This is a genomic window from Corallococcus sp. Z5C101001 (assembly GCF_007352635.1).
Taxonomy (GTDB): Bacteria; Myxococcota; Myxococcia; order Myxococcales; family Myxococcaceae; genus Corallococcus; species Corallococcus silvisoli.
The window spans coordinates 16840-38045 of sequence record NZ_VKLU01000003.1 but is presented as its reverse complement, the minus strand read 5'-3'; the positions used below and the strand labels follow the sequence as shown (position 1 = coordinate 38045).

General features: G+C 70.6%; 11 protein-coding genes. 6 read left to right on the top strand and 5 right to left on the bottom strand.

The window, feature by feature from the left end:
* Both FOF48_RS06370 and pbpC read left to right on the top strand, forming a co-directional pair.
* Entirely contained in the window at positions 1-5712 is a 5712-nt protein-coding gene (locus tag FOF48_RS06370) for an alpha-2-macroglobulin (RefSeq protein WP_143899278.1), read from the top strand.
* A gap of 5 nt (positions 5713-5717) precedes the next feature.
* Entirely contained in the window at positions 5718-8075 is a 2358-nt protein-coding gene (gene pbpC / locus FOF48_RS06365; RefSeq protein WP_143899277.1) for a penicillin-binding protein 1C, read from the top strand.
* A 22-nt stretch (positions 8076-8097) separates the two neighbouring features.
* Here the strand turns inward: pbpC and FOF48_RS06360 are convergent, their stop codons facing one another.
* Positions 8098-9897, bottom strand: a complete 1800-nt coding sequence (locus FOF48_RS06360; RefSeq protein WP_143899276.1) for a CotH kinase family protein — start codon at positions 9895-9897, stop codon at positions 8098-8100.
* A gap of 356 nt (positions 9898-10253) precedes the next feature.
* Here FOF48_RS06360 and FOF48_RS06355 point away from each other — a divergent pair, with 356 nt between their 5' ends.
* Entirely contained in the window at positions 10254-10724 is a 471-nt protein-coding gene (locus tag FOF48_RS06355; RefSeq protein WP_143899762.1) for a hypothetical protein, read from the top strand.
* A 21-nt stretch (positions 10725-10745) separates the two neighbouring features.
* Here FOF48_RS06355 and FOF48_RS06350 read toward each other — a convergent pair whose 3' ends face one another.
* Positions 10746-14336, bottom strand: a complete 3591-nt coding sequence (locus tag FOF48_RS06350; RefSeq protein WP_143899275.1) for a PD40 domain-containing protein — start codon at positions 14334-14336, stop codon at positions 10746-10748.
* A gap of 183 nt (positions 14337-14519) precedes the next feature.
* On the opposite strand from FOF48_RS06350, the gene FOF48_RS06345 reads away from it, so the two are divergent.
* A complete protein-coding gene (locus FOF48_RS06345; RefSeq protein ID WP_161664219.1) occupies positions 14520-15968 on the top strand; it encodes an LVIVD repeat-containing protein in 1449 nt (482 codons plus the stop codon).
* A gap of 15 nt (positions 15969-15983) precedes the next feature.
* Positions 15984-17072, top strand: a complete 1089-nt coding sequence (locus FOF48_RS06340; protein WP_143899273.1) for an EAL domain-containing protein — start codon at positions 15984-15986, stop codon at positions 17070-17072.
* On the opposite strand, the gene FOF48_RS06335 is transcribed toward FOF48_RS06340, so the two are convergent.
* The 3 genes from FOF48_RS06335 to FOF48_RS06325 form a co-directional block, all read right to left on the bottom strand.
* The gene (locus FOF48_RS06335; RefSeq protein ID WP_143899272.1) at positions 17062-18402 is read right to left on the bottom strand and encodes a hypothetical protein; all 1341 of its coding nucleotides are present in this window, start codon (positions 18400-18402) and stop codon (positions 17062-17064) included. The two genes, FOF48_RS06340 and FOF48_RS06335, sit on opposite strands and share 11 nt — an antisense overlap.
* Positions 18403-18486: 84 nt before the next feature.
* A complete protein-coding gene (locus FOF48_RS06330) occupies positions 18487-19812 on the bottom strand; it encodes an NAD(P)/FAD-dependent oxidoreductase (protein ID WP_143899271.1) in 1326 nt (441 codons plus the stop codon).
* Positions 19813-19941: 129 nt separating this feature from the next.
* Entirely contained in the window at positions 19942-20547 is a 606-nt protein-coding gene (locus FOF48_RS06325) for a hypothetical protein (protein WP_143899270.1), read from the bottom strand.
* 279 nt (positions 20548-20826) lie between these two features.
* Here FOF48_RS06325 and FOF48_RS06320 point away from each other — a divergent pair, with 279 nt between their 5' ends.
* Positions 20827-21105 (top strand): hypothetical protein, encoded by a 279-nt coding sequence (locus FOF48_RS06320; RefSeq protein ID WP_143899269.1) that lies wholly within the window; start codon positions 20827-20829, stop codon positions 21103-21105.
* The last annotated feature ends 101 nt before the right edge of the window (positions 21106-21206 follow it).

Sequence of the window (21206 nt, the reverse complement as noted above, 5' to 3'; positions counted from 1 at the left end):
ATGTCCCCGCAGTTCGTTGTCCCGCCGAAGGCCCCGCGCGCACCCCGTGCCCGCTGGCTGCTGTCGGCGTTGCTCGTGGGCGCGCTCGCCGCCGGCTGCACGCAGGAGCCCGCATCCCCGCCGCCCCCCGCCGCTCCCCCGGCTCCCACGACAGCCGCCGCGCCGGTGTCCTCGAATGCGCCCCTCCCGGTGCGGGCGGAGACGCTGTCGCCCATCATCCGCGAGCTGGCCAGCGAGAACTCCCTCCCCGCGGGCGTGGCCATCGAGTTCGCCCTGCCGGTGCGCCCGCACTACGAGCGCACCGAAGGCACGGCCGTCACGTTCACGCCGGAGGTGGCCGGCAGCCTGCGGTGGACGGGCCCCTCGTCGCTGCTGTTCACCCCGTCGGCCGGCTTCACGGCGGGCACGACGTATGTCGTGTCGGTGGACGCGGTGAACACCACCGCCGGCGTCATCAAGCCGCCGTCGGAGCGGGACTGGCGCTACGGCTTCACCACCTACGCCTTCAAGTTCGTCCAGCTCGTCCCCACGCGCATGGACCTGCTGAAGGGCAGCGTGGAGCTGAACGTGGACTTCTCCGGGCCGGTGGACCTGGCCGCGGTGCGCTCCCTCGCGAGCTTCCGCGTGGGGGATGCCACCCTCACCGACGTGAAGTGGAGCACGCGCGCGGACACCCGGACCTCCCTGGCGGTGGTGCTCACCCACCCGAAGCTCAAGCCCGCGGCGGTGCTGCAGTTCTCGCTGCGGGAGGGCCTGAAGCTGGCGGGCGACTCGCGGGTGCAGGCCCCCTCGGCCAGCAGCGTCCTCGCGCTCTCGGGGGGCAAGCGCATGGACATCACCTACGTGAGCGCGGAGGAGGGCGCCAACGGCCACTTCTTGGAGGTGAGCTGCCGCGACGTGGCCGCGGATGCCCCCGCGAGCCCCACCACCGAGGATCGATGGGATTCGTACTACTACGACGACGACAACCGGGGCTGCTCGCTGAGCGACGCCGTGGCCCAGGAGGCGATCCGCTTCACTCCGAAGGTGAAGTTCACCGTGGCCCCGTCGCGCCGCGGCTTCCGCATCTTCGGTGACTTCAAGCGCGGCCCGTACACGCTCTCCATCGCGGGGGGCACGCTCTCCGCGGGCGGCGGCACGCTCATGGGCGGCTGGTCGCGCGCCTTCTCCGTGCCCGCGCGCCAGGCCCAGGTGCGCTTCAACGCCAATGGCCGCTACCTGCCGCGCAGCGCGTGGCGCAACCTGCCCTTGCAGCACCAGAACGTGGACGCCGTGACGCTCACGGTGCGCAACGTGCCGCCGGAGAACCTCGTCTACTGGATGAGCAGCGACTACCAGGAGAGCGCGGATGAGCGGACGAGCAACGTGCTCGTGCGCAAGGTGGTGCCGCTGAAGTCGACGCCGGACACGCTGCTCACCACGTACATCGACGTGGCGTCGCTGGTGCCCGCCAACACGCGAGGACTGGTGGAGATCCTCGCCGAGCGCGGCGACAACAGGGCCGCCGCCCGCATCCTGCTCACGGACCTGAGCCTCGTGGCCAAGCAGGGCGGCCCCGCCGTGGGCTCCAAGGACTCGGGCGAGGTCTGGGTCTGGGCCCTGGGCATCGAGAGCACGGAGCCCCTGTCCGGCGTGGAGGTGTCGCTGGTGAAGAAGAGCGGGCAGGCCGTGGCCCGCTGCACCACGCAGGGCGAGGCGGGCTGCCAGCTGAAGGTGCCCGCGCCGGGCGTGGATGAGAGCGCGCCGTTCGCGCTGGTGGCGCGCAAGGGGGAGGAGCTGACGTATCTGAAGTACGACGAGCTCAAGACGGAGATCGCCAACTCGGACGTGCAGGGCGAGCCGTACCGCGCGGAGCAGCCCTACCGCGCCGCCATCTGGTCCGACCGCGGCGTGTACCGCCCCGGGGAGACCGCGCACGTGGCCGCGGTGCTGCGCGGCCAGGACAACCTGGCGCCGCCCGTGGGCATGCCGGTGGAGGTGCGCGTCACCGACCCGCGGGAGCTGGAGGTCCGCAAGGCGACGCTGACGACGAACGCGGCGGGCGTCGTGTCGCTCGACCAGACCTTCGCGGCGTTCCAGGACACGGGCCGCTACTCCGTGCGCATGAAGGTGGCGGACCGCGAGGTGGCGTCCTACTCGCTGAACGTGGAGGAGTTCGTCCCGGAGCGCATGAAGGTGACGGCCACCACGCAGGCGCCGGGCTACGCGCAGGGCACGGAGATCCCCGTGGCCGTGGAGGCCATTTACCTCTTCGGCGGTTCGGCGGAGGGCAGCCCGGTGGAGATGACGTGCCGGCTGGAGTCCATCCCCTTCAAGCCGAAGCAGAACGCCCAGTACACCTACGGCGTCTGGCGCCAGGACGGCGGCACGCCCCGGCCCGTCACGCTGGGGCAGGTGACCGCGGAGCTGGACGCGAAGGGGCAGGCGGTCCTGAAGTGCCCGGCCCAGGCGGCGTCGGGGCCCATCAAGGGCGCGGCGCGGCTGGCCGCGGTGGCCAGCGTCCTCGAGTCCGGCAGCGGCCGCGCCAGCATCGGCGAGGCGTACGTGCCGGTGCACCCGGAGGCCTATTACCTGGGCCTCCAGGCCAGCACGCAGAAGGTGAAGGCGGGCACGCCCTTCACGCTGTCGGGCGTGGTGGTGGACTGGGACGGGAACCTCGTCACCGGCGGCACGGGGCCGAAGACGGTGTCGCTGGAGTACCAGCTGCTGGAGGAGAACTACGGCTACTACTACGACGAGGAATCCGGCTACGAGCGCTACCAGCGCTACCTGCGCCCCCAGCGTGAGGGCGAGGTGACGGTGAAGGTGGAGGGCGGCCGCTTCAGCGCCAACATCCTGCCGGGCCGCGACGGCGCGGGCTACCTGGTGCGCGCCCGCGCGGGGGCCACCCAGACGGACCTCGCCATCGAGGGCGAGGGCCGCTACTACTGGTGGGGCGAGGGCTCGCGCGTGGACCAGACGCCGCGTCCCCTGAAGCCCACGTCGCTGGACCTGGCGCTGCCCGCGAAGGGGAAGGTGGGGGAGGCCCTCACCGTGAAGATGAAGGCGCCCTACCGGGGCCGCGTCCTCTTCACCGTGGAGACCGACCGCGTCGTCGCCACGGGCTGGAAGCAGGTGGAGCCGGGCGAGGTGTCCTGGACCTTCACCCCGAAGGAGTTCGCGCCCAACGTGTACGTGAGCGCGTTCCTGGTGAAGGACCCGCATCTGGAGTCCGCGCAGGCGTTCATGCCCGACCGCGCGTTCGGCGTGGGCAGCATCACGCTGGAGCCGGTGGACTTCACCCAGGCCGTCACGCTCACGGTGCCCAAGGAGGTCCGCTCCAATGACACCCTCACGGTGGACGTGGCGGTGGAAGGCGTGGAGGGCCCCACCTTCGCCACCGTGGCGGTGGTGGACGAGGGCATCCTGTCCCTCACGCGCTTCCAGAGCCCGGATCCGCTGAGGGAGATCTTCACCCGGCGCGCGCTGGGGGTGCAGACCTACGAGACGGTGGGCTGGGCGCTGCTGGTGCCTCCCGGCGGAAACTCCAGCTCCACGGGCGGTGACGAGGGCGGGTCCGAAGGCCGCGTTCAGCCGGTGAAGCCGGTGGCCCTGTGGAGCGGCGTGGTGGAGGTGCCCGCGAACGGCAAGCTGCGCGTGCCCTTCAAGCTGCCGCAGTACCGGGGCGCGGTGCGGGTGATGGTGGTGACGGCGGGCAAGAAGCGCATCGGCCGGGCCAGCGCGCAGGTGCTCGTCCGCGACCCGCTGGTGCTCCAGACGACGCTGCCTCGCTTCCTCACCCAGAACGACGAGATTCAGATCCCCGTCTTCGTCACCAACCTGTCCGGCAAGGCGCAGGACGTGAAGGTGTCGCTGTCGGCGGAGTCGCTGGCGGTGCCGGGGCTGGCGCTGCCCGCGGACCTGGGCTCGCCGCTGGAGCTCATGGGCAAGAGCGAGGGCCGCGCGCGGGTGGAGGATGGCAAGTCCCACACGTTCGTCTTCCAGGGCCGCGCCGTGCAATCGGTGGGCGCGGCGAGGCTGGCGGTGACGGTGGAGGGCGGCGGCTACACGTCGCGCGAGCAGCTGGACGTGCCGCTGTCCCCGGCGGGCCCGCGCGAGCGCCGCATCCAGCAGGTGGAGCTGGCGCAGGGCACGACGGACCTGAAGCCGCTGCTCCAGGGATGGGTGCCCACCACGGAGCGCACCACGGTGTGGGTGACGAACAATCCCTACGCACGGTCGCTCCAGCACCTCTCGTACCTGGTGCGTTATCCGTACGGCTGCATCGAGCAGACGACGTCCTCCACCCGCCCGCTCCTGTTCGTGAGCCAGCTGGTGGAGCGCGTGGACCCCACGCTCGTGTCCACCGCCAAGGTGGAGGACATGGTCGCGTCGGGCATCAACCGGGTGCTGTCCATGCAGACGTCCTCGGGCGGCTTCGCGTACTGGCCGGGCAGCACGGAGCCCGTGGCCTGGGGGACGGCCTATGCCACGCACATGCTGCTGGACGCGCGCAAGCTGAAGTACCCCGTGCCGGAGGACCGGGTGGCCAGCGCCATCGCGTGGATGGGTGACGAGCTGACCCGGAGCGAGGGCAGGGTGGGGCAGGACGGCCACGGCGAGCACGCGGAGCCGTACATGCACTACGTGCTCGCGGTGGCGGGCAAGGGTCGCAAGGCGCGCGCTCAGGCCCTGGTGACCGCGCTGGAGACAGGCGCGAAGAAGGTGCCGCTCACCGGAGAGCAGCAGGAGGACCTGTACCTGCTCAAGGCCGCGCTGTGGTTGTCCGGCGACCGGCGCTACGAGAAGGACCTGCGCGCCCCGGACCTGTCCACCGTCACCGACGAGCGCCGCAACAGCTGGTCGTTCTATTCGGACCGGCGCCGCCGCGGGATGGTGCTGAGCACCTTCCAGGACCTCTTCGGCGACGCGCCGGAGGGCGAGCCCCTGGCGCGCATGGTGGCGACGGCGCTCGAGTCGCGCTCCTCGTCCTACTACACCACCCAGGAGCTGGTCTGGGGCATCACCGGCCTGGGCAAGCGGCTGCAGGGCACGGCCACCACCTATACCCCCGCGACGCTCACGGTGGCGGGCAAGGCCGTGGCGGCCAGCCCGGAGAAGGATGCGCGCGTGTCGGACCGCACGTGGGCCCTGGCGCGCGCGAGCGAGCGGACCGCCATGTCCCTGGAGCTGAAGGAGAAGGGCTCGGGCTCCGTGTTCCTCGTCCTCAACAGCGAGGGCGTGCGCACCGAGCCCTCGGCGCGCGTGGGCGGGGAGGGCTTGAAGCTCAAGCGCGGCTGGCGCACGCTGTTGGGCTCCGCCATCGACGCGAAGAAAACGTCGGCGGAACTGGGGGATCTCATCTACGTGGAGTTGGAGATCACCAACACCACGGGCGAGCGCGTGCAGAACATCGCGCTGGTGGACCGGCTGCCAGCGGGCTGGGAGATCGAAAACGCCCGCTTGCGCAGAGGGGGCAGCGTGGACTGGGTCGTGGAGGAGACGCTCTGGACGCCGGACTATGTGAACGTGCGCGATGACCGGCTGGAGGCGTTCGGTTCGCTGCAGGCCCACGAGACGAAGAAGCTCGTCTACGCGGTGCGCGCGGTGACGGCGGGCTCCTTCACCCTGCCGTCCGCGGAGGCCGAGGCGATGTACGACTCCTCCATCTGGGCCCGTGAATCCGCGGGCACGGTCCAGGTGTCGGGCCCCTGGAAGGACGAGCTGCTCTAGGCCCCATGCGTCGCGTGCGTCTCGACAAGAAGTGGGTGGGGGGCGCGCTGGCGGGGCTCGTGCTGCTGGGCACGGGCCTGCTGGCGGCATGGTGGGTGCCGCTGCCGGAGCGGTTGGCGGCGCCCCCCTCGGTGGTGATGGCGTACCGGGACGGGGCGCCCGCGTACGTCTTCCTCGCCCCGGACGAGCGGTGGCGCATCCCCGCGCCGAAGGACCGCGTCGACCGGGCCTACGTCCGCGCCCTGCTCGCGCTGGAGGACAAGCGGTTCTTCCATCACCCGGGCGTGGATCCGCTCGCGGCCCTGCGCGCCCTCGGGCTCAACCTGAGCCGGGGGCGGCGGGTGTCGGGGGCTTCCACGTTGACGATGCAGCTGGTGCGCGTGCTGGAGCCCCGTCCCCGCACGTTCACTTCGAAGGTGGTTGAGTCCTTCCGCGCCGCGCAGCTGGAGGTGCGGCTGACGAAGCAGGAGGTGCTGGAGGCATATCTCCAGTTCGTGCCCTACGGGCGCAACGTGGAGGGGGTGGAGGCGGCGGCGCTCGCGTACTTCGGGCACACCGCGCAGCACCTGAGCCCGGCGGAGATCGCCACGTTGCTGGCGGTGCCGCAGAACCCGAACCGGCGCTACCCGTCGCCGGAGAACCTGGGCCGCCTGCGCTCGGCCCGGGACGACATCTCGGCCCGGCTGTTGGAGTCCGGCGGGCTGGTGGTGGACGGGGTGGAGTCCGGCGCGGTGCTGGCGGAGGTGCGGGCGACGCCGGTGCCGGACACGCTGAGGCCCTTTCCAAGGGAGGCCCCGCACGCGGCGGCGTGGCTCAAGGCGCAGCGGCCGGGGACGTCGTGGCTGGCGACGACGCTGGACGCGGGCACGCAGCGGTTCGTGGAGCGCACGCTGGCGGATTCGGCCCGGCGACTGGAGCGGCAGGGCATCCACAACGGCGCGGTGGTGGTGGCGGATCGCGAGGCGGGCGAGGTGCGCGCGCTCGTCGGCAACTTCGACTTCTTCGACGCGAGGAACGGCGGGCAGATCATCGGCTTCGCCACGCCGCGCTCACCGGGGTCGGCGCTCAAGCCGCTCTTGTACGCGCTGGGGATTGATCAGGGGTTGGTGGGGCCGGAGACGCTCGTGCCGGACATCCCGGTGGCGTATGGCGGCTACCAGCCGCGCAACTTCGACGGGCGCTTCCAGGGGCTCGTGCGCATGGAGTCCGCGCTGTCGCAGTCGCTGAACCTGCCGTTCGTGCGGCTCCTGGAGCGGGTGGGCGTGGAGGGCTTCCTGGGGTCGCTGCGGCAGGCGGGCGTCACCGGCCTGGATCCGCGCCCGGGCCACTACGGCCTGTCCGCGGCGGTGGGCGGGCTGGAGCTGACGCCGCTGGAGCTGACAGGGGTGTACCTGGCGCTGGCGGGGGATGGGCGGGCGAGGCCGTTGCGAGTGCTCACCGAGGACGCGCCGCCGACGACGGCGCATGCGCTGGTGTCACCGGGAGCGGCGTGGCTGACGCGGCAGGCGTTGTCCCTGCGCGACCGGCCGGACTTCCCGGAGCGGCGGCGGCTCACGGGCCTGCCGGCGCGGGTGCACTGGAAGACGGGAACGAGCTTCGGCAACCGGGACGCATGGGCGGCGGGCTCGGGGCCGAAGCACACGGCGGTGGTGTGGCTGGGCAACTTCGATCATGCCTCCAGCGTGCACCTGGTCGGAGCGGAGAACGCGGCCCCGCTGCTGTTCGACATCCTGGAAGGCGTGGGGCCGCGCGGGACGACGTTGAAAGAGGAGGACGCGGCGCCGCCGAAGGACCTGGTGAGCGTGGAGGTCTGCGCGTATTCGGGGCACCTGCCCACGGAGGCCTGCACGCAGCGCAAGAGGGTGGACGCGGTGCGCACGGCGGTGCCGACGACGCCGTGCCCCTACCACCACCGCGTGGAAGTCGACGTGGATGCGGGCCTGGCGGTGGGGCCGGGTTGCCGCGAGGGCCGCCGGACGGAGATGCGCGTCTACCTGACGTGGCCCTCGAGCCTGCGGCGGTGGCTCGCGGAGCAGCAGCGGCAGTTGCCCGAACCGCCTCCGCTCGCGCCCGGCTGTGTGGCGGGAGGCGAGCGCGACACGCCCCTCATCCTCTCCCCGCCGGAGGGGCAGGTGGCGCTGCTCATCCCCGGCATGGCCCCGGAGGAGCAGAAGGTGCCACTGGAGGCGGAGGCCGCGCACGACCGGGAGCTGACCTGGTTCGTGGATGGCGCCGTCCTGGGAACCGCGCGCGCCGCGGAGCGCCTCTGGTGGCGGCCGAGCGTGGGGACGCACGACATCCTCGTCACGGACGACCGAGGCCTCACCGCCCGTCGCACGCTGGTGGTTCGCGAGCGCCGGTGACGGCCGGCGCCCGCGCGGCGACTCAGCGCGCCTCCCAGCCCGCCTCGCCGCGAGCGTAGTGCTGGCCCGCGGGCAGCTCGCCGTAGAACAGCAGGTCCTTCACGCCCACCACCGACTTGCCGTCGAACAGGCCGACCTCGCCACGGGCGGGGAAGGTGATGCCCAGCGCGGAGCCGTTGATCCTCACCGTCTGGCCCGGCGCCACCGTCACCTTGCCCAGGACCGCGCCCATGGGCGCCTGCACCTTCGTGGGCGCATGGTCGCCCGCCGCCAGGCTCACGCGCAGGTTCGTCGTCAGGGTCATCCCCTCGAGCGACACCGCCTGCGTGCCGTGGTTGGCCACCTCCACCCAGCCCCCGCGCGGGTCGAACGCCTCCAGCAGCAACGTGGGCTGCTGTTCCTTCAGCCGCTTCACCTCCGCCCTCACGAAGTCCCGGCGCACCTGCACGAAGCGCTTCATGTACGCCTTGCCCGCGGCGAAGCGCGCGGGGTCCATGTACGGGTCGGTCCGCATGGAGTCGCCGATGAGCGCGTGAAGCGCGTCGATGTACGGGTTCATCACCTCGGGGGTGAAGAGCTCCACCAGCGCCTTGTCCAGCCGCGCCTCCAGCCGGGCGCGCAGCACGGGGTTCATCACCACGCGCGTGCCCAGGTTGGAGAACACGGGCAGGTAGGCCGGGTAGCTGGCCGTCTCCAGCTTGCGCTGCTGATACATCTGCTCCACCCAGCCATCCAGCAGCGTGAAGTTGAACAACGGATGCTTCATGTTGCTGGTGGTCTGCGACATGTTCTCCACGGTGTTCACGTACCACCAGCGCGCGTCCACGTTGTTCAGGTCCCACGGCACGTAGCGCCAGCGGCCGGTGATCTTGTCCTGGAGGAAGTAGCTCTCGGAGTCCTCCACGTAGTTGTTGGACATCAGCGCGTCCATCACCATGGAGCGCACGTAGGACTCCACCTCCAGGTTCTTCTCCAGGGCGGCGACGAGCTGCGGCTCCGGCGTGTGGTTGATGACGTCCAGCACCGCCCACAGCGCGTCGCTGGGCTCGCTCTCATTCGTCTTCTTCACCCAGTCGCCCTGGTAGGGCACCTTCCACGTCTTGAACTCGGTGTCCTTCCAGCCCGCGCGGTAGATGGACGCATCGTCGTCCGGGAACGCGTTCGCCTTGAGGAAGGCCTTGTTGATCTGCTCCACCTCCAGGAACACGCCCTCGTAGTGGCCATTCACCGTGAGCCGCACGTACGTCGTCCGGGACGCCGGCACCCGCATCGCCGCCAGCAGGTCGTAGGCCATCTTCTCCGCGATCATCGACGCGTCGGCGTACTCGGCGATGAGGTTGAGCGACGTGCGCCCCTGGAACCGGGTCTTGTCCACGAAGCTGACGTTCCAGCTCTTCTTGTCGAAGAAGCGCGCGGAGGCCCCGCGCAGCCGCACCTTCACCGGCAGCGTCTGGCCGTTGGCCTGGAACGTCGCGTCCTGGTCCTCCGTCCACGGATCGGCCTGGAACTTCGCCATCGCCTCCGGGGGGATGACGAGCGCGTACTCTTCCATCCGCGGTTGGAGCTTCGGCAGCGTGTAGGGCCGCTCCACCTCCGGCACGGGCGGAGGATCCGTGGGCCCCGCATCCGGCGTCCCGCCATCGACGGGCCCCGCGTCCGGCGTCCCGCCATCCGTGGCGTTCGGATCCGTCGTGCCGGCATCCTGGGAGTCGGGTTCCGTCGTGCCGGGATCCGTCACGGCGGGCGGTGGAGCATCGGGCCCCGAGGGACCGCAAGCGCCCAACAGCATCGACAGGCTGAGCAGGAGTCGTAAACGCATCATTCCCGGCGCATGAGCAAGCGCCATGCCTCCCTGGCGCGCGCCAGAAGCGCCCCTCGCCGCCACGAAGGAGGGCGCGGCGGGGCTTGCACAGGCCCGCCAACACCCCGCGGGAGGAAAACGATTTCCCTCCCTGGAAGGCTCCCTTGCCCTTGTCCGGACTCCTGACGGACCGCGTGAGAGGCAGGCGCCTCGCCTGCCTGAGCGTCCTTGGCTGTGGGAGGCGGGGACGCCATCGCTCCCGGGGCGAGCAACCGGGCGTCGGCGACCGTGAGGCGCGCTGTGCACGGACGGGTGCGTCGGCCCTAGCTTGCTGGGAGCAGGCTGGAGGACGGCCCGAGTCCGACAAGGGAGTGATGATGGAGTCCTGGAACCAGACCTCGAGCGACACCGTGCGAATCCACGCGCCATCCACGGTGAACCGGCGCATCGACGCCCACGTGGAGTCCTGCGTCCGCTGCATGGCCGAGCGGGCGGACCGGGCGGAGATGAGCCGGTACCTCGAAAAGCTGGAGCACGAGTGGGAGATGCACCGCGCGCTGGGCGTGGGGGGCTCCGCGCTGGCCCTGGTGGGCCTGCTCCTGGGACGCCGGGGCGGACGCGGCTGGCGGGTGCTCAGCGGCGTGACGCTGGCGCTGCTCTTTCAACAGGGCATCACCGGCTTCGGGCCGCTGTCCGCGCTGGTTCGCGCGCTGGGCGTGCGCACCCGGCGGGAGATCGACCTGGAGAAGTTCGCCATCAAGGCCCTGCGCGGGGACTTCGAGCGCATCCCCAACGACGGGGGGCCGCTGGCTCGCGCCAACGCCGCCCTCGTCGCCGCGCAGTCCTAGGGGAGCGCCCGTGCCGTCCGCTCAGTGCACCATGGGCGTCGTGTAGCCGCCGCCCAGCGCGGGCATCAACGCGGGACCCGGCGTGGAGGGCCCCGGCCGCCTGCCGGTGTCCTTCTGGTCGAAGAAGCCGTTGAGGCCCGCGACGCCGATGGAGAAGTTCGTCACCCAGCCGTCGTCGGGCTTGCCCGCGGCGGCCTTGATGTCGAACGGCCGGGCGAAGTGCAGCCGCAGCAGCAGGGGCCCCAGCGACAGGTTGACGCCGATGACCGCATCGAGCACGCGGTGGTCCCACAGGTCCCTCGCGCCGTCGCCCACGCCACCCGCGTCCAGCGCGACGATGGCCTCCAGGTCGCTCAGGAAGGCCACCCGGATGATGTCGTTGAGGGGCAGCTGTGCCTCCAGCGTGGAGTAGACGAAGTGCTGGCCCAGCAGCCATCGCTCGTCGCCGAAGTTCACGCCGCGCAGGGTGTCGAAGCTGGACAGGTAGTAGGAGCGCGCGTAGCGGCCGCCCACCGTGGTGCCCGCGCCCACGCGCGCGAAGAAGTTGGTGCGGCCGTAGATGGGGAAGTACCGCTCCGCGTCCAGGCGCAGGTTGCCGTAGGCCTGCCCGTCGAAGGGCTGCACGCCGGCGGTGGCCTCCAGCAACACGGAGCTGCCCGAAAGCGGTCCCGTCGCGTAGTGGTACTTGATGGTGTCGTAGCCGATGCGGCCGCTCAGCTCCGTCTGGAAGCGGATGTGCTGGTTGTCAGCCCGCCACACGGACAGGAGATCCTGGTTCGCTTCATTGCGCTCCGGGAACTTCAAGATGAACTCGCTGAAGTCATCCAGGAAGTACTTCGTGCCGCCGATGCTCAGGTCGCCCTGGAGGTAGAAGAAGGTGCTGAGCGGGTAGCGCACGCTGCCCAACGCGCCGAAGTAGCGCTCCGACGAGACGAAGAACGGGCGCTGCTCCGCCGGCAGGTAGTTGAACGTCTTGTCGATGCGGAAGCGCAGCGACTGGAACAGACCGCCGCCCCACGTCGCGCGCTTCGAGTCGTTGACGTACAGCAGCAGGCCGTCCGTCAGCTCGAAGGAGCCGTACACCGCCAGCGTCAGGACCAGCTGGTGGTCGCGCAGCCGGTCCGACGCGGAGGCGAACACCTGCCCCACGAAGCCACCGCCGCCCGCGCCCGCGAAGCCGAAGATGGGGCCCAGTTCGATGTTCTCGCGCTTGAAGGGCCGGTAGGCCAGCGCGTCGGTGAGGGGGTGGATGGCCAGCGGAGCGGGCGGATCCGCGACGGGCTCCTTCCCATCCTCCAGCGACAGCATGCGCGGCGGACGCAGCAGGGACGGCTTCCGCTCGCCGGACATGTGGAAGAGCATCCACAAGCCACCGTCGGGGCCGGCGCCCGGCTCGAAGACGCCCGTCGTCAGGTCGGTGCGGCGCACGATGCGGCCGTCCGACAGCCGCTCGTGGAGGTCGGAGCTGCTCTGGTTGAAGGCCACGAAGAACACGCGGCCATCCGGCAGCGCCAGCGGATCCGCCTCGTCGCGCTCCTCGGTGGTGAGCCGCTCGGCCTGCCCCAGCGGCGCGTCCGGCTTCACGCGGAAGAGGTTGTACTTGCGGTGCGACGTCGCGTCCGACGTGTAGATGATGCCGGACGGTCCCCAGGTGAGCTGACGCTCCGCGAAGACGTCGTCGGTGAGCTTGCGGACCTTCGCGTCGGTGCCCTGCGTCAGGTCCACCATGTAGACATCGCGCAGGCCCGCGTCGTTGATGCCGATGAACGCCACGTAGCGGCCATCCGGAGAGAAGGCCGGTGAGTAGATGGCCAGCACGCCCTGCTTGTCGATGCGGTACTGGCGCCGGTCGCCCGTCTCCAGCTTCACGCTCAAGCCCACCTCGTGCCCGATGCCGGTGCGGATGGCCGAGCGTCTCACCAGCACGTCCGTGGTCTTCTTCTCCTGAAGGTGCACGTAGTCCTGGACGTACAGCACGTCACGGCCGGTGCGCTCCGCCACGAACGCGAGCTTGTCCTTGGTCAGCGCGAAGTTGCGCCCCGACACCGGGTGCAGCGATTCGATGCCCGGCACGCCGTCGCCCGCGACCTTCACGGTCTTCTCCGGCGCGCGCGGATCCACCAGGTACAGCCGGCTCTCGCCCGTCTCCGGCACGATGGTGCGCAGCGCCAGCACGTTGCCATCCGGACCGCTGGCCATCGCGGTGACGATCCCCGGCGTCTCGCCCAGGGAGTCCAGCGCGGGCGCCGTCTGCGCGGAGTCCAGGTACGTCTTGAACGCCCGGCGCTTGAGCCAGTTCTCGAACCGCGCGGAGACGCGCTTGGGGTCGTCACCGGTCAGCCGCTCCAGCAGCTCCTCGAACTTGAGCGACGGCGAGTCGCGCGAGCCGCCCACCAGCCGGGGCGCCTCCTCCAGCAGGCGCTGGGTGATGCCCGCGCCATATTCGTCCTCCAGGAACGCCACGCGCGCCTGACCGACCTTGTAGATCCACAGGTAGCCGTACGGGCCGGGGGAGAAGAAGTCGAGGAAGGCATAGCCCTTCATCAGGTCCGGGTTCACCAGCAGGTCCCGGACCATCATCTCCGCTTCCGGATCCAACCCGCGCTTGGCGTAGAACTCGGCCAGGCCTTCGATGAACCACAGCGGATAGCCGCCCAGCGGATCCCCGAAGGTCTTGGCCTGCTCGGCCACGGTGCGCACCTTCTGGATGGTGAACTGGTGCGCCATTTCGTGGGTGCTGATCTCCTCGAAGAGGTGGTGGTCGCCCAGGTACGGCAGGGACAGCTTCAGGTCCTCCGTGGACGTGACGCCCAGCGTGCCCTCGGAGACGGCGAACACGTTCGTCTGGAGGAACTCCGCGTAGCTGCTGTAGAGGATGTACGGGAACGTCTGCGTGGGGACGTACTTGAACTGATCCACCAGGTACCGGTACGCGTCCTCGATGATGGGCGCCGCGCGCTCCGCCACCTCGCGCTCGCGCTCGTAGAAGTAGAAGCGCACGCCGCCCGTCTTCGTGCCCAGGTCCTTCGCGTAGGTGTAGTTGAAGCCGCCGTCGGAGTTGCCCAGCAGCAGCGGTGCGCCGGAGAACACCGCGCCGCCGTCGGCTCCGGTGGCACCCGCGATCGTGCCCGCGTCTCCCGCCACGCCGCCGTCCGCCAGCGCCACCACGCCCGGGGGCGGGATGCCGCCGTCGGACAGGCCCTCGACGCTGGGGGGAGCGCTGCCCGCGTCCGTCCGGGTCATGTCCAACGTCACGCCCCCCAGCTTCGAGCTGCCCTCGCTCGGGGCCGGCGTGTTGCCCAGTCCGGAGGGGCTGACCTCCGGCGGGGCAGGCGGAGACTGCGTGTCGCTCGTCTGGGGCGAGGTGGTGGGCGCCTGAGGAATGGCGCCGCCCTGGACCCCGGGCGGTTGATCATGCGCGGAGGGGCCGCTGGGCTTCGCGACGCCGGTCGCGCCGGGGCCCACGAGGATGTCGATGTGCCGCCACTCGAAATCGTAGCTGTTCACGGGCGTCTTCCCCGCGCGACGGGGAACGACGAAGACCTGGGCCAGCGCGAGCTCCGGAAGGAGCAGGGCCAACAGCACGGCGACCACGTGCGGACGGGGGTTCAAAAAGCACCTCGTAAGGCGAGGAGACAGGCGTATCAAGGGCCCGACGGAAGGCTCCCTCTCTCACCGCAAACGCACAAGCGGTCCTTTTGTTTCTTTGCGTTGCGGTGGACGTCAGGGCTCTTCCCCCTCGGAACGAACCACGGGACTTGGCTCCGGTCGGCATCGCCCGGTATGGAGGAGGGAATGAATCGCCTCTCTCTGCTGGCTGCTACCGCGGTCCTTGCCATCGGTTGTGGCAAGGACAGTTCCGACAACAAAGCCGAGTGTCAGGTTGAAGCCATCGACCTGACCGGTTGTGACCGTTCGACGTTGAGTGCAGTCCAGGCCGAAGGCGTCTGGAACACCAACATCCAGTTCGACGACGGCTACACGGGGCCCTCCGCGATCCGCTTCTCCCCAGGGGATCCCCTGCTCATCGGCCTGGCGATGACGACGAAGCAGATCACCCCGGACACCTTCTACCTGGCCAGCGACGTGACGGGCTCGGACGGCTCCGCGGTGCGCTATGCGTTCTCGGGCTGCAAGGCCTCCGGGCCGGGGACGGTGCTGGGGGTCGCGCGCGTGTGCCGCAACGGGACGACGGTGCGTCAGGGCACCTTCACCGCGATGCGCGTGACGCGGCGCGAAGGGGAGGCCGAGGCCAACCACGTGGAACTCGTGGGCCAGGCGACGCTTCCCAAGGGGAAGCCCTCCAGCGTGGTGGCGGCGGGCGGGTATGCGTACGTGCTCGCGGGCGAGGAGGGCTTCTTCACCTATGACGTGAGGGACCCCGCGCACCCGGTCCTCGCCTCCGAGCAGAAGTTCGCCGCGGAGATCTTCACCACCGCCCTTGTCAATGGCACGACGCTCTACCTGGGGACATACGACAAGGGCGTCCGCATCTGTGACCTGTCGACGAGCCCCGAGGCCCCGCGCTGCGGCAAGACGGTGCTCGCGGACCAGACGGTGCGCGTGGACGCGATGGCGAAGGACGGCAACCTGCTCTACGTGGCGTCGCCCCAGCCCAAGTCGGACGTCATCGTCCTGGACGTGACGCAGCCGGAAGCGCCGGTGGTGGTGGTGCGCTACACGGTGGAGGGCTCCTCGGCCTCGTTGGGGGAATACCCCTACGCGCTGGCGACGCAGGACGACCGCCTCTACGTGAGCAACTGGAGCTACGGCGTGACGGTGTCGAACGTCGCGAACGTGGCGACGACGAAGGCGCCCAAGCTGATGGGCCGCTTTGGCGGTCCCTCGACGAGCAGCCTGGCCGTGGGGAAGAATGGCGACGCCGTCACCGTCTTCCAGGGCTCGGACGCGTGGGGCTCCTCGCTGCTGGCGCTGGACGCCACCCTGCCGGAGGCCATCGTGCAGCGTGGGGAGCTGGTGCTGCGGCCGCAGGCGTCGCTGGGCGGCATGGCCCTGTCGGGCACGACGCTCTACGTGGCCAACTACCAGGACGGCCTGCGCGTCTACGACGTGTCCACGCTGGGGACGCTGAAGCCCGCGGGCTACTTCAACACCTGGAACGAGACCGACTCGGGCCGGGGTCTGTCCTTCTTCGAGGGCCTCCAGGGCGTGCACGTGGCGGGCGGCCTGGTGTATGGGTGGGATACGTCAAGGGGGCTGCTCATCTTCCGCCACACCCCGTGACGCCAAGGTTGCTTGATGACCCCGCCGAACGGATGCGGCCGTTGCCAGACCCTGCCCGGGACGCCCGATGAACCGGGGCGGCTGTTTCTTTGGCCGCCCTTGGGCCACAGCCTGGGCAAGCTGGTGGCGCACCTGCGCGAATCCGGCGGCAGCTACCAACTGCGCGCGGACGCGCAGTGCGTCGTGGTGGGGATGGGGCAGGGCGGTCTGCGACAGCTCTCCGCGCACCTGCCCAACGTGCTGACGGCGGAAGAGGTGCGGGGCACGCGCGCGCTGTTCGTCCCCGGGGACTCCGAGCCGGGCATGGCGGACTTCCCGCGCGTGGACTCGCTGCAGCGGCTCACCACGCTGCAGCAGTCGGGGTGGCTGGTGGACATGCTGGCGGAGGGGCGGCTCACCACGTTCTTCCAGCCCATCGTCCACGCCCAGGACACCTCCCACATCTTCGCGCACGAGGGGCTCCTGCGCGGCCGCGACGCAGGCGGCGCGCTGGTGCCTCCGAACCGGCTGTTCGACACGGCCCGCGAGGCGGACCTGCTCTTCCAACTGGACCTGGCCGCGCGCACCACCGCCATCCGCGAGGCGGTGCGACACCAGCTGCGCACGCACCTGTTCATCAACTTCACGCCCACGGCCATCTACGACCCTGCCCACTGCCTGCGCTCCACGGTGGCCGCCATCCGCGAGGCGGGCATCCCGGAGTCACACGTCGTCTTCGAGATCATCGAATCCGACCGGGCCGCGAACGCCGCGCACCTGCGCGCCATCGTGGACTTCTACCGGCAGGCGGGTTTCAAGGTGGCGCTGGATGACCTGGGCGCGGGCTACTCGTCGCTGAACCTCATCCACCAGCTCCGGCCGGAGTTCATGAAGCTGGACATGGAGCTGGTGCGAGGCGTCCACGCGGACCCCTACAAGGCGTCCATCGTGCAGAAGCTGCTGGAGATCGCCCGGCAGCTCGGCATCCAGACGGTGGCCGAGGGCATCGAGACCCCCGAGGAGCTCTCCTGGGTGCGCCGACACGGCGTGGACTTCGTGCAGGGCTACCTCATCGCGAGGCCTTCGGACGTCCCGGCCCGGTCCACCCCCCGCATCACGGATTGAGCAGGGTGTTGGACGTGCTCGGCCGCTGCAGGTTCGCGCTCCGCGCCAGCCGCAGCTCGTCCCCGGCGTTCTGAAGGGCGATGCGCGCGGCGTAGATGTCCCGGCGGCTGGCGGCATCCCGGGCCAGGGCGATCTGCGCACGGATGCGGTCGGACTGGACGACGACCGTGCCCTGGCCCTCGGCCGAGGCACTCGAGCGAACCACGGAAAAGTCCTGGTCGGCGATGCTCAAGGCGTTGTCCACGCTCAGCTCGCCCTGCTCCAGCGCCTGATCCGCCGCGAGCATCCACTGGCCCCCGGATTGGATCCGCGCCAGCCGCTGCTGCCGGGCACGCTCGGTGTCGTAGGCGCGCTGCTCATGCGTATCGACCTGCGACTGGACGGCCTGCGTGCGTTCGGTGGCCAGGGCGTCGCGGTCCGCCACGTCCTGCTCGAGATCGGCCACGCGTTGGCGCAGGCGGTCCAGCTCCTCGGCGGGGGGCTGGGGCTGTCCCTGCGGCGGGACCGTCGTCGCCTGCCCCTGGTCTGTCTGGGCAGGGGCGGCCTGCGCCGTCTGGGGCTGCGCCTGCCCCTGGTCGGGTGTGGCCTGCATTGTCTGGTTCGGCTGGGGCGCGCTCGGAGTCGCGCCCTGATCAGGAGCCGTCGTTCCCGTTGACGGCGGCGCATGGGCGGCCGCCGGTGGGGCCGTGGTGGATGGCCCCGTCGTGCCCGCGGCGCCGGAGCCGCCGGTCGCGCCCGTATCCACCGTCCCGCCGAAGCCCGGCGCGGCGGTCTGGGTGGGCTCAGCGGAGGGGGGCGTTCCCGTCACGCCCGTGTCGGACGGGCCCGCGGCGGTGCCGCTCCCGGTCGAAGGGGCCTCCGCGCCCGTGCCATACGGGGCCGCGGTGGAAGGGGAGCCCGCGCCCGTGTCCGTGTCGGACGGGGCCGCGGTGGAAGCGGAGCCCGCGCCGCCCGTGCCCGACTGCGCCTGATTGTCGGATCCGGCCGATTCATCGGGTGAGGGCTGCGGCTCGAAGACCGTGGGAACGGGGGGCGGGACATAGGTCTGGGATTGCTGGACCGCGACCTGCCCCGAAGTGACGGGCGTGTCGCCATCGGGCAGCAAGGGAACCGGGTCGGAGTAGGTGCCCTCGGTTGGATCCGACGGTGCCTGGTAGCCGTATCCCTCCGGGGGGCGTGCGCCATCCTCGTCGCTCGCGGCCTGTTCGTTGGCATCCTGCAGGGCCGCGGCGGCCGGATCCGTCACGGACGGGTCTTCCGGGGGAAGGGGTTCCACGTCCTGTGCCTGTCCAAGGCTCAATCCCGCGACGATGGCGATCCAGAGGCGCATGCCGTGAAGATGTTCACGCGCGAACGCTTCCACAGCATCCCCAGTCCCGGTCGCCTGCTGGCCCGCCAGCAAGGCGGCTGACGCTCAGGCCTTTCGGCGTCGGGCCAGCAGCTCGTCCGCGGCGCGCCGACCCGTCTCGAGCGCGCCATGCACGGTGCCTTCCTCGCCGCCCACATGCGTGGCCTCGCCCGCGAAGAAGAGCGTCTGGCCCACGGGCCGGGCGAGCGTGTCGACCGCGTCCATCGCTCCGGCGGGGATGACCGCGTAGCCGCCGCGCGTGTACGGCTCGTGCTGCCAGTTCTGCGGGCGCCACGATTCCAACTGCGCGTGAAGGTCCCGCACGGAGCGGTGGAAGAGCCGGGAGAGATCCTGGAGCGCGAGCGCCAGCACGGCCTTCTCGCTCAACCGGGACAGCGCGGCGGCGGTGGGGCCTCCGCTCCAGCCCACCAGGTGTCGCGTCCGCCGGTGGGGCGACAGCGTCCACCACGTGGGAAAGGAGGACTCGGGAGCGTGGAAGAACCCGAAGCGCGCGGTGTCTTCCTGCTCTCGCCAGAAGGCGGAGCGGAAGCGCAGCAGGACCTTCACCAAGGGCCCCATCTCCAACCTGTTCCAGGCGCGCTCATGCTCGCGCACGCGGGGCACGAAGCGCACGGCGCCCGGCGTGGGATGCCGCGCCTGCAACACGCCGACGGGGAGGGTCACGATCGCGTGCGTTCCCTGGAACGTCCCGAGCGGCGTGCCCTGCTGGGTCCGGGCCCGCACGTGGACCGCGCCCGGCTTCCAGCGCACCTCCTCGGCCACGGCGTTCAGGTACAGCGTGCCCGGCGTCGCGAAGAGCTTCTCGGCCATCGCGTGGAGCACGCGGTCGTAGCCTTCCAGCACTCGGGACGGCGTCGTGCCCCCGGCCGAGGAGGCGGACTGCTCCATTCGCGCGATGGCCAGCGTGCTCGCGATGTCCGGATCCGCGGCGTAGAAGCCCCGCACATACGAGCGCGCCATCGCGCGGACCACGGGAGGCCACTTCCGGGTGCGAGCCTGCTCCTCCACCCATTCCGCCATCGGGCGGTCGGGGGCCTTCGCCGACACCAGGGCCTCCTGGAATGAGAACGCAGCTCCGGCGTCGCCCAGCTTGCCCCGCCACAGGAGCGCGTATGTGTCATTGCACGGGCTCACCGTCAGCCCGGCCCTTCGGATGCGCTGGAGCAACAGGGAGGGCCTGCCGTGGACGAACTCGGCGCCCAGCTCCAGGGGCACGTCGGCCACCGTGTCCCGCAGGGTCACGACGCGTCCGCCCACGCGGTCCCGCGCCTCCAACACGATGACCCGCAGGCCCTTGCGCATCAGGCGCTCGGCGGCGCAGAGCCCGGCGGCCCCCGCGCCCAGGATGATGACGTCGGCCTCTCGGTCCATGCAGCTCCTGCTCCGGCCTCGCGGAGCTTCCACCAGGGACAAGAACCCGCGGCCCGCCAGATGACAGCGGACCGCGAGTGGAGGACCCCTCCTGCGTGAGCGCGGGACCGGGGACGTGCTCACGCGGTGCTAGTAGGTCTTCGGCGAGCTGCTGGAGTCGTGCGTGCTGGAGCCCGTGTCCGGGTTCATGCTGGAGCCGTTGTCCTGACCCGTGCCCTTCGAGCCCTGGTTGATGGACGAGTCCGGCGACATCGCGTCGGAGCCCGAGCCGCCCATGCCCTGACTCGGCGCGATGTTGATCGCCATGTTCTTCTCGTCCTTCACCTGGAAGCTGGCGCGGATCTCCTGGCCCTCCCTCAGGCTCTTGGCGTTTCTCAGGCTCGGGTCGGTGAACTGGGTCTTGCTGTCGATGTCCAGCGGCACCACCGCGCCGCTGGCGCTGCTGACGTAGACCTTCTTGCTGTCGCTCTTCACGACCTTGCCCGTCAGCTCATTCTCGCCCGCCATGCTCGAGGAGTGGGTCGAGGAGGAGCCCGACCCGCCCATGGCGTCCGAGCTGCCCGTGCTACCCGAGGAGCCTTGCATGCTGCTGTCCGACCCCGTCTGGCCCGAACCTCCCTGGGCCGACGTGGAGGTCGACGGCTGCTGCGAGTCCTTCGTCATGCTGTCCTGAGCCATGGCCACGCCAGAACCCAGCAACGCCACGGACGCGAAAACCCCAATGAGCTTCTTCATCGCATCTCTCCCGGAATGTGTGAGTGGGGCGGGTGGCACTTGCGTGGCCCCCCGCTGGGAAAAAGCTAGGGGTGGTGGGGGTGGGCGACAGGCCCGGGGGGGAAGACCGGGTGCGTGCCCGTTCGCCCTCCGGGCCATGGGGCGTGGTCTGGACGCGACAGCCGGCCCTTCCACCCCTGGGTGGGGTGCTTGAAGCGCGTGGCGGATTCACCTAGCGTGCTGGGCAAAGAGCGGGGGCTGGCCGCACGGTCGTCCTCCCGCCAGGAGCTAGTGACTTCGATGCCCCCGCCCGCCAGGACCCCGGCACCGCCGCCCCAGGAGCTTCCCGTTCCGTCCTATCCCGCCGTCGAGACCTTCATCGAGAAGGCCTCCGCCAATGACGTCCAGGCGCTCTTCGCTCCGGTGAAGGAGGAGCTCGCCGGCCTCAAGGGGCCCCGCGCGGAAACCGGCAAGAAGGCCCAGGCTGCGATCGCCCGCGCCGAGGAGCTGCTGAGCATGCTCGTGGATGTCCGCGAGAAGCTCGTCGCCGAGTCGAAGCAGTCCAAGGGTCGGAAATAACTGGGTTTTCGGGAGCGCGGACGATTTCTTGCCCCCAGCAGGCAACCCGCGGCCGACTCTCCCGATAATCCCCTGAAAGAGCCAAGGGATGATCCCAGGCT

Coding starts and splice junctions, on each gene's coding strand:
- FOF48_RS06370 (WP_143899278.1), top strand. CDS start 1: ATGTCCCCGCAGTTCGTTGTCCCGCCGAAGGCCCCGCGCGCACCCCGT.
- pbpC (WP_143899277.1), top strand. CDS start 5,718: ATGCGTCGCGTGCGTCTCGACAAGAAGTGGGTGGGGGGCGCGCTGGCG.
- FOF48_RS06360 (WP_143899276.1), bottom strand. CDS start 9,897: ATGATGCGTTTACGACTCCTGCTCAGCCTGTCGATGCTGTTGGGCGCT.
- FOF48_RS06355 (WP_143899762.1), top strand. CDS start 10,254: ATGGAGTCCTGGAACCAGACCTCGAGCGACACCGTGCGAATCCACGCG.
- FOF48_RS06345 (WP_161664219.1), top strand. CDS start 14,520: ATGAATCGCCTCTCTCTGCTGGCTGCTACCGCGGTCCTTGCCATCGGT.
- FOF48_RS06340 (WP_143899273.1), top strand. CDS start 15,984: ATGACCCCGCCGAACGGATGCGGCCGTTGCCAGACCCTGCCCGGGACG.
- FOF48_RS06335 (WP_143899272.1), bottom strand. CDS start 18,402: ATGCGCCTCTGGATCGCCATCGTCGCGGGATTGAGCCTTGGACAGGCA.
- FOF48_RS06330 (WP_143899271.1), bottom strand. CDS start 19,812: ATGGACCGAGAGGCCGACGTCATCATCCTGGGCGCGGGGGCCGCCGGG.
- FOF48_RS06325 (WP_143899270.1), bottom strand. CDS start 20,547: ATGAAGAAGCTCATTGGGGTTTTCGCGTCCGTGGCGTTGCTGGGTTCT.
- FOF48_RS06320 (WP_143899269.1), top strand. CDS start 20,827: ATGCCCCCGCCCGCCAGGACCCCGGCACCGCCGCCCCAGGAGCTTCCC.